Source organism: Streptomyces sp. NPDC087428, from assembly GCF_044744085.1.
GTDB lineage: Bacteria > Actinomycetota > Actinomycetes > Streptomycetales > Streptomycetaceae > Streptomyces.
Genome location: NZ_JBIUXR010000026.1, coordinates 42,008 through 55,750, shown reverse-complemented (window position 1 = coordinate 55,750; position 13,743 = coordinate 42,008). Strand labels below are relative to the sequence as shown.

The window sequence follows — 13,743 nt, the reverse complement described above, 5'->3', positions numbered from 1 at the left end:
GTCAGGCCGGGCCCGCCCCGCGTGCGGCCAGCAGTTCGGACACCCTGTCCAGCGGCAGCGCGCGGACGTGGTGGCCGTCGCGGCCGGTCATCGAGTGGGCGCCGGTGAGCACGTTGAGCACCGCCTCCTCCACCGACTCGACGACCGCGCCGTAGAAGGGGTCCATCCGGCCCCACGGCACGAAGCGCATCGACTCGTACGGGGCGCTGCCGTCGTCGGAGGGGAACGTGCTGGTCAGCGCGGACTCGTTGGCGGTGGAGAAGGCCAGGAAGATGTCCCCGGAGAAGTGGCTTCCGGTGGTGCCGGTGCGGGCGAGGCCGAGGGTGACGCGGCGGGCCAGCGCCTTGCACTGTCCCGGGAGCAGCGGGGCGTCCGTCGCCACCACCACGATCACCGAGCCCGCACCGGGCGGCACCTGGCGCTCGCCCTCCGGCGCGGGGCCGGGGCTGTCGGGCAGTTCGGGGCCCACCGGCACACCGGCCACCACCAGTTCGCGCCGCGCGCCGAAGTTGGCCTGGACGAACGCGCCCACGGTGTAGCGGTCCTCGCCGTACTCCACCACCCGTGACGCGGTCCCCGAGCCGCCCTTGAAGCCGTAGCAGCGCATCCCCGTCCCGCCGCCGACGCAGCCCTCCTCGACCGGGCCCGTGGACGCCGCCTCGATGGCCGCCGCGGCGTGGCCGGACTCCACGGCCGCGCCGTGGATGTCGTTGAGGTGGCCGTCCCAGGTCTCCGTGACCACCGGCAGCAGCCACTCCGGCGCCATGCCCCGGCAGTTGGCGCGCACCCACTCGATCACGCCGCGGTGCACCGGGCCGACGGCGTACGTGTTGGTGATGAGCACCGGCACGGCGAGCGAGCCGCTCTCCTCGATCCAGGCGGTGCCGGTCATCTCGCCGTTGCCGTTGAAGGAGTGCCAGCCGGCCGCGCAGGGCAGGCCCACACCGTTCCGGCCGCGCGGCAGGAGCGCGGTCACTCCGGTGCGTACGTCGTCGCCCTCGCGGAGGGTCACATAGCCGACCTCGACCCCGGGTACGTCCGTGATCGCGTTCCAGGGCCCCGGCTCACCGGTCAGGGGTATGCCCAGCTCGCGTGCCCTCATGCGGTTCTCGTCCACAGGTTCTTCCCTCACGCCGTCGTCAGCCATGGGCGCAGAGGTTACGGGACCGGCCCGGCGTCCCGGCAGGAGCGGTTCAGGCCGCCTGGGTGGATTCCGCGGATTCGGCCGGTTCGGCGGTGACCTCGCCGTGGCTCAGCCACGGCCGGGCGAGCAGGATCAGGGCGAGGCCCGCCAGGGCGAGCGCGGTGAGCACGATGACGGCCATGGGTGTCGCGGTGTCCTCGCCGAAGACGCCGACGAGCGGTGAGGCGAGCGCGCCGAACAGGAACTGGAGGCCGCCCAGCAGCGCCGAGGCCGCACCCGGGGCAACGCGCCCCAGGGTCTGGCCGATGCTCATGGTGGCGGGGAAGACCAGGCCGATGCCGGCCATGGTGAAGAAGAGGCAGATCCAGGTGGCCGCGAGGGTCGTCCCGGCCAGGGCCGGGACCACGAGCAGCGCCACGGCGCCGGCACCGGAGACCGTGAGTCCGGCGGTCAGGAGCGTGTTCATCCGGACCCGGCGGGAGAGCCGGGCGAACGTGGCACCGGCGATGAGCATCCCCACCGCGTTCGACGCGAAGATCAGCGAGTACACGGTGGCCGAGACGCCGTGCACGTTCTCGAAGACGAAACTGGATCCGCTGATGTAGGCGAACAGCGCCGCGGAGGTGAAGCCGAGCACGAGCACGTATCCCATGAAGGCCCGGTGGGTGAGGAGCGTGCCCATCGTGCGCAGGGTGCCGGCCAGTCCGCCGCTGTGCCTGCGCTCGGGCGGCAGCGTCTCGGGGACCTTGCGCAGGACGGCGGCCAGGAGCAGTGCGCCGATCACGGCGAGGACCAGGAAGACGGTGCGCCAGGTCGAGAACGACAGGACGGCGCCGCCGATGACGGGGGCGGCGATCGGTGCGATGCCGATGACCTGGGAGAGCAGCGCGAAGTAGCGTGGCACGTCCGCGCCCCGGAAGCAGTCGGTGATGACCGCTCGGGCGAGCACCATGCCCGCCGCGCCCGCGACGCCCTGGAGGAAGCGGGCCGCGGTGAGCAGTTCCACGTTCGGTGCGACGGCGCAGAGCAGCGAGAAGAGGATGAAGCCCGCGACTCCGGTCAGCAGGAGCCGGCGGCGGCCCCAGCCGTCGCTCATCGGGCCGATCAGGAGCTGCCCCACCACCAGTCCGGCCAGGAACGCGGTCAGGGTGAGCTGCACGGCCGAGCTGCTCGCGTGCAGCGTGGCCCCCATCGAGGGGAAGCCGGGGACGTACATGTCGGTGGCCAGCGGAGCCACGGCGGTGAGCGCGCCGAGCACGGCGACCAGGGCCGAGACCTGCCGGGGCGAGGCGAGCGGGGTGGGCGGCGCAGCCTGGGACGCCGCCTCGTCGGAGGCGGGGGAAGGGGTTAGCATGGAGTGAAAGATAACCGATGGTTCACTGGTTAACAAAGGAGTGCTGGTGCAGTCCCATCCCGATGGTGTCCGCGATCAGTGGGTCCGCCGCAATCCCGGACTGGACGCCTCCGCCATGGAGGTCGTGGCGCTCGTCAAGCAGGTGTCCTCGCTGTTCGACCGCGCCCTCGAACCGCTCTACGAGGGCGCCCCGCTCACCGCGCCGGAGGCGGACCTGCTCATTCCGCTCCGCTGGGCGACCGAGCCGTCCATCGCCCGCCGGCTGGCCGACAACATGGGAATGTCGCGGGCCGGGGTCAGCAAGACGCTGGCCAAGCTGGAGAAGCGCGGCCACATCGCCCGCACTCCCAACCCGGCCGACCGGCGGGCCGCGCTGGTGACCATCACGGAGTCCGGGAAGCAGGCGATCGACGAGCTGTTCCCGCGTCAGCTCTCCATCGAGGCACAGATGCTGTCCGGCCTCGGCACGGACCGGGCGGCGGTGCTCGACGCCCTCGTCCGTCTCGCCGAGGTGATGGAGGACGGGCTGGCCAACCGGGTACGTGGTCATGGCCGCGACATCGGCCTCGGCCTGTCCAACATCCGTGGCGCCCAGGCGCCTTGACCGGCCGGCCACGCCGAATACCTAGCTCTCTTCCGTCAGTTGCTCGTCCAGTTCGTCGAAGAGAAGCTCGCTGTGGTCGATCTGCCCCGTCCGGTACGCCGAGCGCGCGACCAGGTGCGCGGCGACCGGGCCGGTCATCAGCTGGAAGAAGCCGATCAGCCCCAGGGTCGCCAGGTCCATGCCGCTGCGCAGCCGCAGCGCGACCCCCGCCAGCACGATCAGCATGCCGAGCGACTGCGGCTTGGTCGCCGCGTGGCTGCGGGACAGGACGTCCGGCAGCTTCAGCATGCCGACCACGCCCAGCAGGCAGATGGCCGCGCCGAGGAGGACCAGGACCGCGCCCGCCGTGTCGGTGATCTGGAGCCAGACGCTCATGGTGTCGGCCCGCCCGTCCGCTTGGGGCCGTCGGCGCGCGGGCGGCCGGGCGGCCGGTCGCGTACGGCGATGAAGCGCGCGATGCCCACCGAACCGGTGAAGCCGAGGAAGGCCAGCACCAGCATGATCGGGAAGTAGAACGGGTCGCGTGCGAACGCCGACTTGGCGCCGAGTCCGGCGATGATCAGGGCCGCGCAGACATCCAGCGAGATCGCGCGGTCCAGCATGGAGGGGCCCAGCCAGATACGGGTCAGCAGGCCCGCCCCGGCGATGACGATCACGACGACCGCCGCGATGAGCAGCACCCGGTCGACGGTCTCCGGAACACTCATGCGTCCTCCCCCTGGTCTCCCGGCTGCTCGCCGGTGTGTGGTGCGGTCGGTGGCGGAGCGGCGACGCGGGCGATCTCGTCGCGGGTGCCGAAGGCCCGGACCGTCAGTTCCTCCAGGCGCCACACGGAACGCCGGGCCGCGTCCAGTTCGGCGGGCCGGCCCGCGTCGAGGACGTGCAGGAAGACGGTGGCTGTGGCGCGGCGCACCTCGACGACGGAGCCGCCGGGCACGTTGGACACCGCGACGGCGGTCGCCGTGAGCATCAGGTCCGAGCGGCAGCGCAGGGGTACGGCGATGACGGCGGCCCGGTGCGGACGGCTGCCGAAGATCTGCCGGGTGACCCGCACGCCGGAGGTGTACATGTCGTAGAGGAGAAAGCCGGCCAGCCGCAGGATGCCCCAGGGATGCAGGCGGAGCCCGAGGTCGACCTTCGGCAGCGGGAACGCCAGGCAGACCGCGACCGCGACGACCGCGCCGGTCAGCACGTTGGCCCAGTGCAGGCCGGACCAGAGCAGCACCCAGATGACGGTGAGCCAGGCGATCAGCGGCAGGTCGAGCACACGTCGTCGGCGGCCGCCGAACTCGCAGCTGAACGGCGGCAGGTCCTTGTTCCGGTAGGAGAACCTGATCAGTCGTCTCACCGTCCGAGCACCGCCTCGACATAGGGGGAGCGTGCGATGAGTTCGGCGGCCGACCGGTCGGTGTACGAGGTCAGCGGCCCGGCGAACACGGTGAAGGCGAGTCCGAGCGCGACCGTCGCGGCGGTGGCCCAGGTCATCGGCCGCGGCAGCTTCGTCGTCGTGGTGACGGCGTGGCCGTGCAGGGTGGCCGCCACCGCGCGCCCGGCCGGCTGGTGGCGGATCCGAACCCCTTCGTCGCCGGTGCCGGGCATCCGGTCCGGGCCCTCGTCGGCGTCGCTGTCGTCCTCCTCGTCGGACTCCAGGACCGTGCCGTCCAGCGCCTGCCCGGGGGGTGCGGCCCGCCAGAACGCCAGGTTCCACACCTTGGCCATCACGTACAGCGTGAGCAGGCTGGTCGCCGTCGATCCGATGACGAGGATCCAGGCCCAGACACTGCCGTCGGCGACTCCGGCGCGCATCAGCCCGAGCTTGCCGATGAATCCGGACAGCGGCGGGATCCCGGCCAGGTTCATCGCGGGTACGAAGAAGAGGACGGCCAGGAGCGGTGCGGCCTTGGCGATTCCGCCGAGCCGGGTGAGTTCGGTGGTGCCGCCCCGCCGTTCGATCAGGCCGGCCACCAGGAAGAGCGTGGTCTGCACGGTGATGTGGTGGACGACGTAGACGATCGCGCCGCCGTACGCCTCCCGGGTGGCGAGTCCGATGCCGAAGACCATGTAGCCGATGTGGCTGATGAGGGTGAAGGAGAGCAGCCGCTTCAGGTCGGTCTGGGCGACGGCCCCGAGGATGCCGACGACCATCGAGGCGAGGGCGGCGGCCATCAGCAGGTCGCCGAGCCGGTTGCCGGGGAAGAGCAGGGTCTCGGTGCGCAGCATGCAGTAGACGCCGACCTTGGTGAGCAGTCCGGCGAAGACCGCGGTGACCGGGGCGGGCGCGGTCGGGTAGGAGTCGGGGAGCCAGGCGGCGAGCGGGAAGACGGCGGCCTTGATGGCGAAGACGGTCAGCAGCATCGCCTGGATCAGGGTCTGGACGCCCAGCGGGAGGGCGGCGAGGCGCCCGGCCAGCTGGGCGAAGTTGGCGGTGCCGGTGGCCGCGTACGTCATGGCGATGGCGGTGAGGAAGAGCATCGAGGAGAAGAGGGAGATGATCACGTAGGTGGAGCCCGCGCGGACCCGGGGGCCGGTTCCGCCGAGCGTGAGCAGGACGAAGCTGGCGACGAGCATGATCTCGAAACCGACGTAGAGGTTGACCAGGTCACCGGCGAGAAAGGTGCAGGAGACCCCGGCGACCAGGATCAGGTAGGCGGGGTGGAAGACCGCCACGGGTGTCTCCTCGTCCCGGTCGGCCATGCCCTGGCCGAGGGAGTAGACGAGGACGCAGAGGGTGACGGCCGAGGAGACCGTCAGCATCAGCCCGGAGAGCCGGTCGGCGACCAGGGTGATGCCGAGCGGCGGGGCGAAGTCGCCGAGGTGGACGACGAGCGGTCCCTCGATGTCCGCGTCGATCATCAGGGTGACGGAGAGGCCCAGTACGGCGGTGAGCACGGCGACGCTGATGAAGCGCTGGAACTGTTTGAGCCGGGTACCGAAGGCGAGGCTCAGGCCGGTGGCGCAGAGCGGCAGCAGCACCGGCAGCGGGACGAGTGCGTTCACCCGGTGGCTCCTCGGTTCGGGTCGTCGGGAGGGGGGTCGGGGGTGGTGTCGGGAGGGGTGCCGGGGGTGGCGTCGGGTCCGCCCTGTGCGGCGGGGCCCGGTTCCTCGGGAGGGCCGGGGTTCCCGTCCTCCCCCTGTGCCGCGTAGTGCTCCGGGTCCGCGCCCAGGACGTCGTGCCACAGGTCCCCGGACGCGTCCCGGCCGCGGGCCTGCAGGGCGCGGTCGGCACGCAGCCTGGCTCTCAGCCGGCGGCGCTCCGCGCGGTACCGGCGGCGTTCCTCGTCCGTGCGCTCCGACGCGGACCGGTACCGCTCGCGCAGTTCGTCGCGCTCCCCCAGTACCTCGGCGCGCAGCACGATGCGCCGGTCCTCCAGGTCGTCGTGGACCTCGTCCGTGCCGGTCAACTGGTGGCTGCGGTAGGCCATGGCCAGCAGGAACGCGGTGGTGGCGAGGGTGATGACGATGGCGGTGAGGGCGATGGCCTGGGGCAGCGGATCGGTGACCTTGCTCAGCGCGACGCCGTAGAGCAGGGGTTCGCGGCCGGCCGTTCCGGTGGCGGACAGGACGAGCAGGTTGATGCCGTTGCCCGCGATCACCGCGCCCAGCAGGATGCGGGTGAGGGGCCGGGTGAGCATGAGGGCGCCGCCGACCGCGCACAGCACCGCGGCGGTGGCGAGGAGGGAGGCACTGACGGTCATCCCGCGCCTCCCGTCCCGGGTGCCGGTCCCGAAGCGGGCCCCGGTGCCGGTCCGGGCCCTGCCGCGGCCGCCTGTTCGGCGGCGGCCCGCTCGATCTGCCGGTCGATCTTGGCGCCGAGGGCCCGCACGATGTCCAGCACCACGCCCAGCACCAGGAGATAGACCCCGAAGTCGAAGATCACCGGTGTACCGAAGTGGTACGCGCCGATCAGCGGCAGATGTCCGTGGTGGGTCCAGGCGTGCAGGACCGTTCCGTCGGTGAGGCCCAGCAGGGCGACTCCGGTGGAGAGGAAGAGGCCGAGGCCGGTGAAGAGTCCCGGCTGCAGCGGGGCGGCCTCGGCGAGTTCGAAGCGGCCCCCGGCCAGGTAGCGGGTGATCAGGGCGACTCCGGCGACCAGTCCGGCGACGAAGCCGCCGCCCGGCATGTTCTCCGCGCAGAACAGGAGGTACACCGAGAGGACCAGGATCGGGTGGAACAGCAGCCGGGCCACCACCTCGAAGACCACGGAGCGGTGCTCGGGCGCCAGTGTGGCGCCGGCCGCCAGCCAGCCGCGCTCCGGCGCCCCCTCGTCGCCGTGCGGCAGCCCCGTCAGCCGGGTCGTGGTCACCGACCAGGCCGTCTGCCCCTGTCTCTCCGGGGGCGCGGCGGCTCCCTCGGCGCGGCGGTGCAGGTAGATCAGGCTCGTCACACCGATCGCCGCGGCGGCGAGCACGGCGGACTCCCCCATCGTGTCCCAGGCCCGCAGGTCGACGAGGATGGTGGCCACCACGTCCTTGAGCCCGTGGTGCGCGGTCTCCTCGACCATGGCGGCGCCCGCCGGCTTCGCGGTCCGCGCGGCCGCCGCGACCCACACCACCACGCTCAGGGTCGCCGCCGCGGCCAGCGCCACCGGGATGCGCACGGCACGGCGCCAGCTGCTGACGGACTCCTGGAAGTGCACCGGCATCCGTCGCAGCACCAGCACGAACACGATCATGGACACGGTCTCCACACAGAACTGTGTGAGCGCCAGGTCCGGGCCGCCCTGGACGACGAAGAGCAACGCGGTCCCGTATCCGGTGAGTCCGGCCAGCACCACGGCCTTCATCCGCCGTCTGACGGTCAGGCAGAGCAGGGCGGCCGCGCAGGTCAGCAGGGCGACGGCGCCCTGCAGCGGTACGTCCCAGAGCCGGGGCGCGACGGCACCTTCCCAGGGGCGGTCCACGCCGAGCACGGCCAGCTGCCCGCCGAGCATCACGAGCAGTGTGGTGGCGAGGTAGACGGAGAGCGAGCCGCGCTGGACGAATCCGGTGATCTGGAGGGAGAGCCGCTCCAGGCCGAGCAGCAGATGGCCGAAGACGTTGTCGGCGGTCGGCCAGGCGATCCGCCGGGAGAGCCGGGTGACCGCGCCGCGCCACGCGAAGAGCGCGGCGCCGCCCGCCAGGGCGACGGCGGAGAGCAGCAGCGCGGTGCCGAATCCGTGCCAGAGCGCGAGATGGTACGGGTGCGCGGAGGCGGGGAAGGCGTCCGCGTACGCGCTCAGCAGCCGGTCGGTCCAGCCGACTCCGGGCCCGAGGACCAGCCCGCAGGCGGCGAGCAGCGCGGGCGGGGCGAGGAAGGCCCAGCCGACCCGGTGGACCGGGGTGTCGGTGACGCCGGGCTTGCGCAGGAAGGCTCCCCAGACGAACCGGACGGTGTACGCGACGGTCAGCATCGACCCCGCGACGGTGACGCCCAGCGCCCAGCGGTCCGCGGTGTCGCCGTGCAGCAGCGCCTCGAAGGCGGCCTCCTTCGCGGCGAAGCCCAGCAGCGGGGGCAGCGCGGCCATGGACGCGGCGGCGATCACGGCGACGGCGCAGACGTGCGGCAGCGCCCGTCCGACGCCGGAGAGTCTGCGCAGGTCCCGGGTGCCGGCCGCGTGGTCGACGATGCCGGTGACCAGGAACAGCGGTGCCTTGAACAGGGCGTGGCCGAGGATCATGACGGCGGCGGCCAGTGCCGCGTCACGGTTGCCGACACCGGCGAGCAGGGTGAGGAAGCCGAGCTGGCTGACGGTGCCGTAGGCGAGGACGAGCTTGAGGTCGTTGAGCCGCAGCGCCCGCCAGCCGCCGAGGAGCATGGTCGCGGCGCCGAGGACCATCACGACGGGCCGCCACACGGGTACGTCGGCGAATCCGGGGGCGAGGCGGGCGACCAGGTAGACGCCGGCCTTGACCATGGCGGCGGCGTGCAGGTAGGCGCTGACGGGGGTGGGCGCGGCCATGGCGTTCGGGAGCCAGACGCTGAACGGCCAGATCGCCGACTTGGACAGCGCCCCGCACAGGATCAGCACCACGGCCACCGAGACGGCGACGCTCGTGCGGGGCGGGTCGGCGAGGATCGCGGAGATCCGGTAGGTGCCGGCCGACTGACCGATGATCAGGAAGCCGACCAGCATGGCGAGGCCGCCGAGGGTGGTGACGGTGAGTGCCTGGAGGGCGGAGCGGCGGCTGTGCCGGTGCTCGCTGTTGTGGCCGATCAGCAGGTAGGAGAAGACCGTGGTCAGCTCCCAGAACACATAGAGCGAGATCAGGTCGTCGGTGAGGACGAGGGCGAGCATCGCCCCGGTGAAGGCGAGGAGGTTCCCGGCGAATCCCGCGAGTTGCGGGGAGTCGTCGGTGAAGTACGAGGCGCAGTAGAGCAGGACCAACGTGCCGACACCGGCCGCGAGCAGCACCATCAGTTCGGCGAGCGCGTCGAGGCGCAGGCCGAGGGAGACGTCGTAGGCCGGGATCCAGTTCCACGACCAGGTGACAGAGGAGCCGGAGGCCGCGGTGTCCCACTGGGCGAGGGCCCAGCAGGTGGTGGCCGCCGGTGGCAGGGCGAGTACGACGAAGGCCCGCGTGCCCAGTCGCCGGACCAGCGGGTGGGCGCACGCGGCCAGGACGAAGTGGCAGACGATGAGCGCGGTCATACGGCTCCGTGGGGAGCTGCGGCGCGTGGTGTCGCAGAACAGGGTGCTACAGAACGGGCAAAGGGCACTAAGTACAGATATATCCCTGAACCGGCTTCACCCGTACGGCGCGCCGCGCCCACCCGGGCGCACTCAGATCGGCCGCGGCAGCTCCGCGCGTAGATGGTGAAGACGTGAGTGATCGGTGTTGCACATGTGAGCCCACTTCCTTTTCATTTTTACAGTGTGGCTAATATCTATCTGTCGAAGTTCTAAACGGATTTGACCAGCCGTGAGGCTGGCATCATCGCCAAGGAGCATGCCCTGCGCACGCGCGCGTCTCGGCGGAGCGACTCGACCACCATGTCGCTGCGGACGGCCCTGCTCGTACTGGCCATCGTCCCCGGTGTCGCACTGGCCGCCCTCTGGGCCGTCACCAGTGGTCAGACTCTGCTCGACTTCCAGAGCCAGGCAGCCCAGGGGCAGTTGGCCCAGAAGGCCGGCCAGCCGTCCAATATCGTGTACTACAACCTGCAGGAGGAGCGTCGGCTGAGCGCCGAGACTCTGGCCCGCCACGGAGGTGTCACCGACGCGCTGCGCAAGCAGCGCAAGCTGACCGACGAAGCGATCACCAGCTTCCAGTCGCTCTCGGGGGTGACCGCGGACGACGCGCCCGGAGAGGTGCTGGACGCGGTCGGCCAGGCCCGCCAGGCGATCAACCAACTGCCCGCGCAGCGCACCCTCGTGGACGAGGGCGGCAATGAACAGCAGAAGGCCGTGTACGGCTACTACACGGATCTGATCGCGGTCGACCTGAAGCTGTTCACCGCGCTCAGCCATGTGGACAACGGCAAGATCACCACGCTCTCGCAGCCGCTGGTCGACCTGTTCTGGTCCAAGGAGATGATCTCGCGCTCCGACGCCCTGCTGGCCCGTGGCTGGCCGAAGGGCAAGCTGAGCACGGAGGACCTCCAGCAGGTGCGGCAGGCCGTTTCCAGCCAGTCGTTCCAGTACTCCGACAAGGTCGCCCCCTACCTTCCGCCCGACGAGAAGGCGATGTGGGACGCGATCGCGAGCAGTCCCGCCTGGAAGACCAAGACCCAGGTGGAGACGCAGGTGCTGCGGCCCGCCGACCCGGACGGTGCCGGATTCGTCAGCCTCGGTGCCCAGGAGAAGACCTGGCGCGGCGCGATGGACCAGCTCACACCCCAGCTCGTGGAGCTGATGGAGCACCGCACCGCCCTGGTGGTCGAGAAGGGCAAGGACAGCGTCATCTCGCTGCTGATCAGGGTCGTCCTGACCACCGTGGTCGGCCTCCTCGCGGTCATCGCGGTCATCTGGATCACCTGGCGCCTCACCCGTAACCTGCGCCGCCGCATCAGCCGGCTCCAGGAGCGGGCCGAGGAGCTGGAGAAGACGCTGCCCGATGTCGTCGACCGGCTCGCCAAGGGCGAACGCATCGATGTCGAGGCCGAGGCCCGTGCCATCGCGCAGGACGCAGGGAGCAGCAAGTCGGACGAGCTGACGCAGCTCGGCAACGCCCTCAACCTGGCCCGCACCAGCGCCGTGCAGGCGGCCGTCAAACAGGCCGACCAGCACCGCGGCTTCGAGCGGCTGCTGCAACGCATCGCGCGCCGCACCCAGCAGTTGATCGGCCAGCAGCTGAAGAAGCTGGACGAGCTGGAGCGCAAGCACGAGGACCCCGAGATCCTGGACGGCCTCTTCGACCTCGACCACCTCACCGCCCGGCTCCGACGCTACGAGGAGAACCTGGTGATCCTCGCCGGCGGCTCCCCGCACCGGCGCTGGCGCAAGCCCGTTCCGCTGCTCGACGTCATGCGTTCCGCCCAGGGCGAGGTGCAGGACTACCGGCGCGTGGTGCTGGATCTGGACGGCACCCCGTGGCTCACGGAACGGGCCGTCGGACCGGTCTCCCACGTGCTCGCCGAGCTGATCGAGAACGCCCTCAGCTTCTCCAGGCCGCCGAGCCCCGTCGAGGTCAGGGCCGCCCGGGTGAGCCGGGGCCTGGCCATCGAGGTCGAGGACCGGGGGCTCGGCATGGACGAGCAACAGCTCTCCGAGGCCAACGAGCTGATGAGCCGTCCGCCCCGGATGGACGTGCTGGCCCACTCCGACGACATCCGTCTCGGCCTGTACGTGATCGCACGCCTCGCCGACCAGCACGGCCTGCGGGTGGAGTTCCGCCCCTCGGCCTTCGGCGGCACCCGCGTCGTCGTGCTCGTCCCCGACGCGCTCACGGTCCCCGAGCCGCGCACCGGCCCGGTGGGCGTGCCGTCCCCCGAGGAGGCCGGCCAGGCCCCCGCGCCCGCCGCGACCGGCGACGGCGAGGCACTGCCCAGCCGGGGCCGCGGCCAGGCCCTCGCCGGGGTCACCGCGCTGCACGCCTCCGGCGCACCGTTCGATGCCACCGCGGCTCCTTACACCGCGGCCCCGTACACCGTGGCGTCCGAGCCCTTCCCCGACCGGGAGGGGCAGCAGCCGCAGCCCGCGCCCGCCGACGACCCGTTCGGCGACACCGAGCACCCGTTCCCGCCGTACACCGGAACCGCGCCCGGGACATCCCCGTACGGTTCCGCCGGCCCGGCGTCCCCGTACGGCAGCTCCCACGAGGAGCCGTACGCCCCGGGCGAACAGCCGTACATGAAGGCCGACGGCCAGTACCCCGTACCGCACCAGCCGTATCCGATGCCGGAGGAGCCGTACATGACTCCGCAACAGCCGTACACGGGACCGTATCCGGCGGGCGTCGCCGGGGACCCGAACGGATTCCCGGTCCCCGGTGTCCGGCAGCCGGAAGCGGCCGCCGGACATCCCGCGCAGCTGCCGGTGGCCGAGCCCGACCATCCGGCTCCGCCGTCGCCGGAGGCCATCGTTCCCGGTGGCGGGCCCGGCCGGCCCGCACTGCCGGCCCCGCCCGCCGCGGAACCCCCGTTGCCGCGCCGGGTCCGGCAGGCCAGCCTCGCGGACGAACTGCGGATCGCCCCGGCCGTCCGGCCTGCCGCGTCGCAGCCGCAGAGCCGGGACGAGAACCCGCTGCTCCGGCCGGCCCCCCGTCGGGCCGGAGCCGCGATCGGAGCCTTCCAGCGGCGGTCCCGCGCCGCCCGCGCGACCGATGAGGCGCCGACGGAGCCCGGCCCGCTCGCCCACCACCCCACGAGAGAAGAACGGTCATGACACGCACAACCGCCACTCACCAGGACCTCGACTGGCTGCTCGACGGTCTCGTGGACTCGGTGGCCGAGACCCTCAACGCCGTGCTGCTCTCCGACGACGGCCTGGTGGTGAGCCACTCGCGCACCGTCGAGCGCGCCGACGCCGAGCGGCTGGCCGCCATCTGCACCGGCCAGCAGAGCCTGGCCCGCGGTGTCGGGCAGCTCTTCAACGGCGGCGGCGTGCACCAGGTGATCGTCGAGCTGTCCGACCTGTGGCTCTTCATCATCTCGGCCGCCCAGGGCACGCACCTGGCCGTCGTCGCCTCCCAGGAGGTGGACGCCGAGATCATGTCCTTGGCCATGCACAACCTCGTCCAGCAGGTCGGCCAGAAGCTCAGCACCCCGGTGCGCGGTGACTTCGACGCCTTCGGCGGCGGGGACGGGCCGCACGCGTGACCCCGCACTGGGAGGACGAGGAGACGGAGGAGGACGGCGCGGGCACCATGGTGCGCCCGTACACCATCACCCGTGGCCGGACCGCCCCCGAGCGGGACGACTTCACCCTCATCACCGTACTGACGACCGCACACGACCCGCGGGACGAACACGGCGCGGCGGCCCGGCCCGGCCGGCTCCAGCCGGAGCACCGGATGATCCTGGACCGCTGCCGGCGCCCCGCGGCGGTCGCCGAGGTCTCCGCCGACCTCAACCTCCCGGTCTCGGTGACCAAGATCCTGCTGGCGGACCTGGTGTCCCACGGCCTGCTGCTCGCCCGCGCCCCGCTCTCGGTGGCACGGGCGGCCGGCGGTGCGGACATGGGCGTGCTGGCCGCTGTTCGCGACGGACTCCGGAGACTCTGAG

The 13,743-nt window shown here is 71.9% G+C and carries 12 protein-coding genes; 4 read left to right on the top strand and 8 right to left on the bottom strand.

Annotated elements, in window-relative coordinates; genetic code table 11:
• Position 1: 1 nt before the first annotated feature.
• Both ACIO3R_RS37365 and ACIO3R_RS37360 read right to left on the bottom strand, forming a co-directional pair.
• Positions 2–1,102: a P1 family peptidase gene (locus tag ACIO3R_RS37365; protein WP_402111509.1), complete on the bottom strand. Its 1,101-nt coding sequence runs from the start codon at positions 1,100–1,102 to the stop codon at positions 2–4.
• Between the two features lie 91 nt (positions 1,103–1,193).
• Positions 1,194–2,498: a multidrug effflux MFS transporter gene (locus ACIO3R_RS37360; RefSeq protein WP_385026045.1), complete on the bottom strand. Its 1,305-nt coding sequence runs from the start codon at positions 2,496–2,498 to the stop codon at positions 1,194–1,196.
• A 46-nt stretch (positions 2,499–2,544) separates the two neighbouring features.
• On the opposite strand from ACIO3R_RS37360, the gene ACIO3R_RS37355 reads away from it, so the two are divergent.
• Positions 2,545–3,102, top strand: coding sequence for a MarR family winged helix-turn-helix transcriptional regulator (locus ACIO3R_RS37355; protein WP_402111465.1), 558 nt, complete (start codon positions 2,545–2,547; stop codon positions 3,100–3,102).
• 21 nt (positions 3,103–3,123) lie between these two features.
• Here ACIO3R_RS37355 and mnhG read toward each other — a convergent pair whose 3' ends face one another.
• From mnhG to ACIO3R_RS37325, 6 genes are read right to left on the bottom strand one after another with little or no spacing between them, the layout of a single operon-like run.
• Positions 3,124–3,477: a monovalent cation/H(+) antiporter subunit G gene (gene mnhG / locus ACIO3R_RS37350; protein ID WP_385026039.1), complete on the bottom strand. Its 354-nt coding sequence runs from the start codon at positions 3,475–3,477 to the stop codon at positions 3,124–3,126.
• Positions 3,474–3,809, bottom strand: a complete 336-nt coding sequence (locus ACIO3R_RS37345; RefSeq protein WP_363028547.1) for an MrpF/PhaF family protein — start codon at positions 3,807–3,809, stop codon at positions 3,474–3,476. Before ACIO3R_RS37345 ends, mnhG begins: the two co-directional genes overlap by 4 nt.
• The gene (locus ACIO3R_RS37340; RefSeq protein WP_385354091.1) at positions 3,806–4,450 is read right to left on the bottom strand and encodes a Na+/H+ antiporter subunit E; all 645 of its coding nucleotides are present in this window, start codon (positions 4,448–4,450) and stop codon (positions 3,806–3,808) included. Before ACIO3R_RS37340 ends, ACIO3R_RS37345 begins: the two co-directional genes overlap by 4 nt.
• The gene (locus tag ACIO3R_RS37335) at positions 4,447–6,099 is read right to left on the bottom strand and encodes a Na+/H+ antiporter subunit D (RefSeq protein WP_402111463.1); all 1,653 of its coding nucleotides are present in this window, start codon (positions 6,097–6,099) and stop codon (positions 4,447–4,449) included. Before ACIO3R_RS37335 ends, ACIO3R_RS37340 begins: the two co-directional genes overlap by 4 nt.
• The gene (locus tag ACIO3R_RS37330) at positions 6,096–6,797 is read right to left on the bottom strand and encodes a Na(+)/H(+) antiporter subunit C (protein WP_402111461.1); all 702 of its coding nucleotides are present in this window, start codon (positions 6,795–6,797) and stop codon (positions 6,096–6,098) included. The genes ACIO3R_RS37335 and ACIO3R_RS37330 overlap by 4 nt, the downstream gene beginning before the upstream one ends.
• Positions 6,794–9,730 (bottom strand): Na+/H+ antiporter subunit A, encoded by a 2,937-nt coding sequence (locus ACIO3R_RS37325; protein WP_402111459.1) that lies wholly within the window; start codon positions 9,728–9,730, stop codon positions 6,794–6,796. Before ACIO3R_RS37325 ends, ACIO3R_RS37330 begins: the two co-directional genes overlap by 4 nt.
• 342 nt (positions 9,731–10,072) lie before the next feature.
• Here ACIO3R_RS37325 and ACIO3R_RS37320 point away from each other — a divergent pair, with 342 nt between their 5' ends.
• Genes ACIO3R_RS37320 through ACIO3R_RS37310 form a run of 3 tightly spaced genes read left to right on the top strand, consistent with a single transcriptional unit; the run spans position 10,073 to position 13,742 of the window.
• A complete protein-coding gene (locus ACIO3R_RS37320) occupies positions 10,073–12,904 on the top strand; it encodes a nitrate- and nitrite sensing domain-containing protein (protein ID WP_402111457.1) in 2,832 nt (943 codons plus the stop codon).
• A complete protein-coding gene (locus tag ACIO3R_RS37315; RefSeq protein ID WP_123463130.1) occupies positions 12,901–13,338 on the top strand; it encodes a roadblock/LC7 domain-containing protein in 438 nt (145 codons plus the stop codon). The genes ACIO3R_RS37320 and ACIO3R_RS37315 overlap by 4 nt, the downstream gene beginning before the upstream one ends.
• Positions 13,335–13,742 (top strand): DUF742 domain-containing protein, encoded by a 408-nt coding sequence (locus ACIO3R_RS37310; RefSeq protein ID WP_385026019.1) that lies wholly within the window; start codon positions 13,335–13,337, stop codon positions 13,740–13,742. Before ACIO3R_RS37315 ends, ACIO3R_RS37310 begins: the two co-directional genes overlap by 4 nt.
• Position 13,743: the final 1 nt, after the last annotated feature.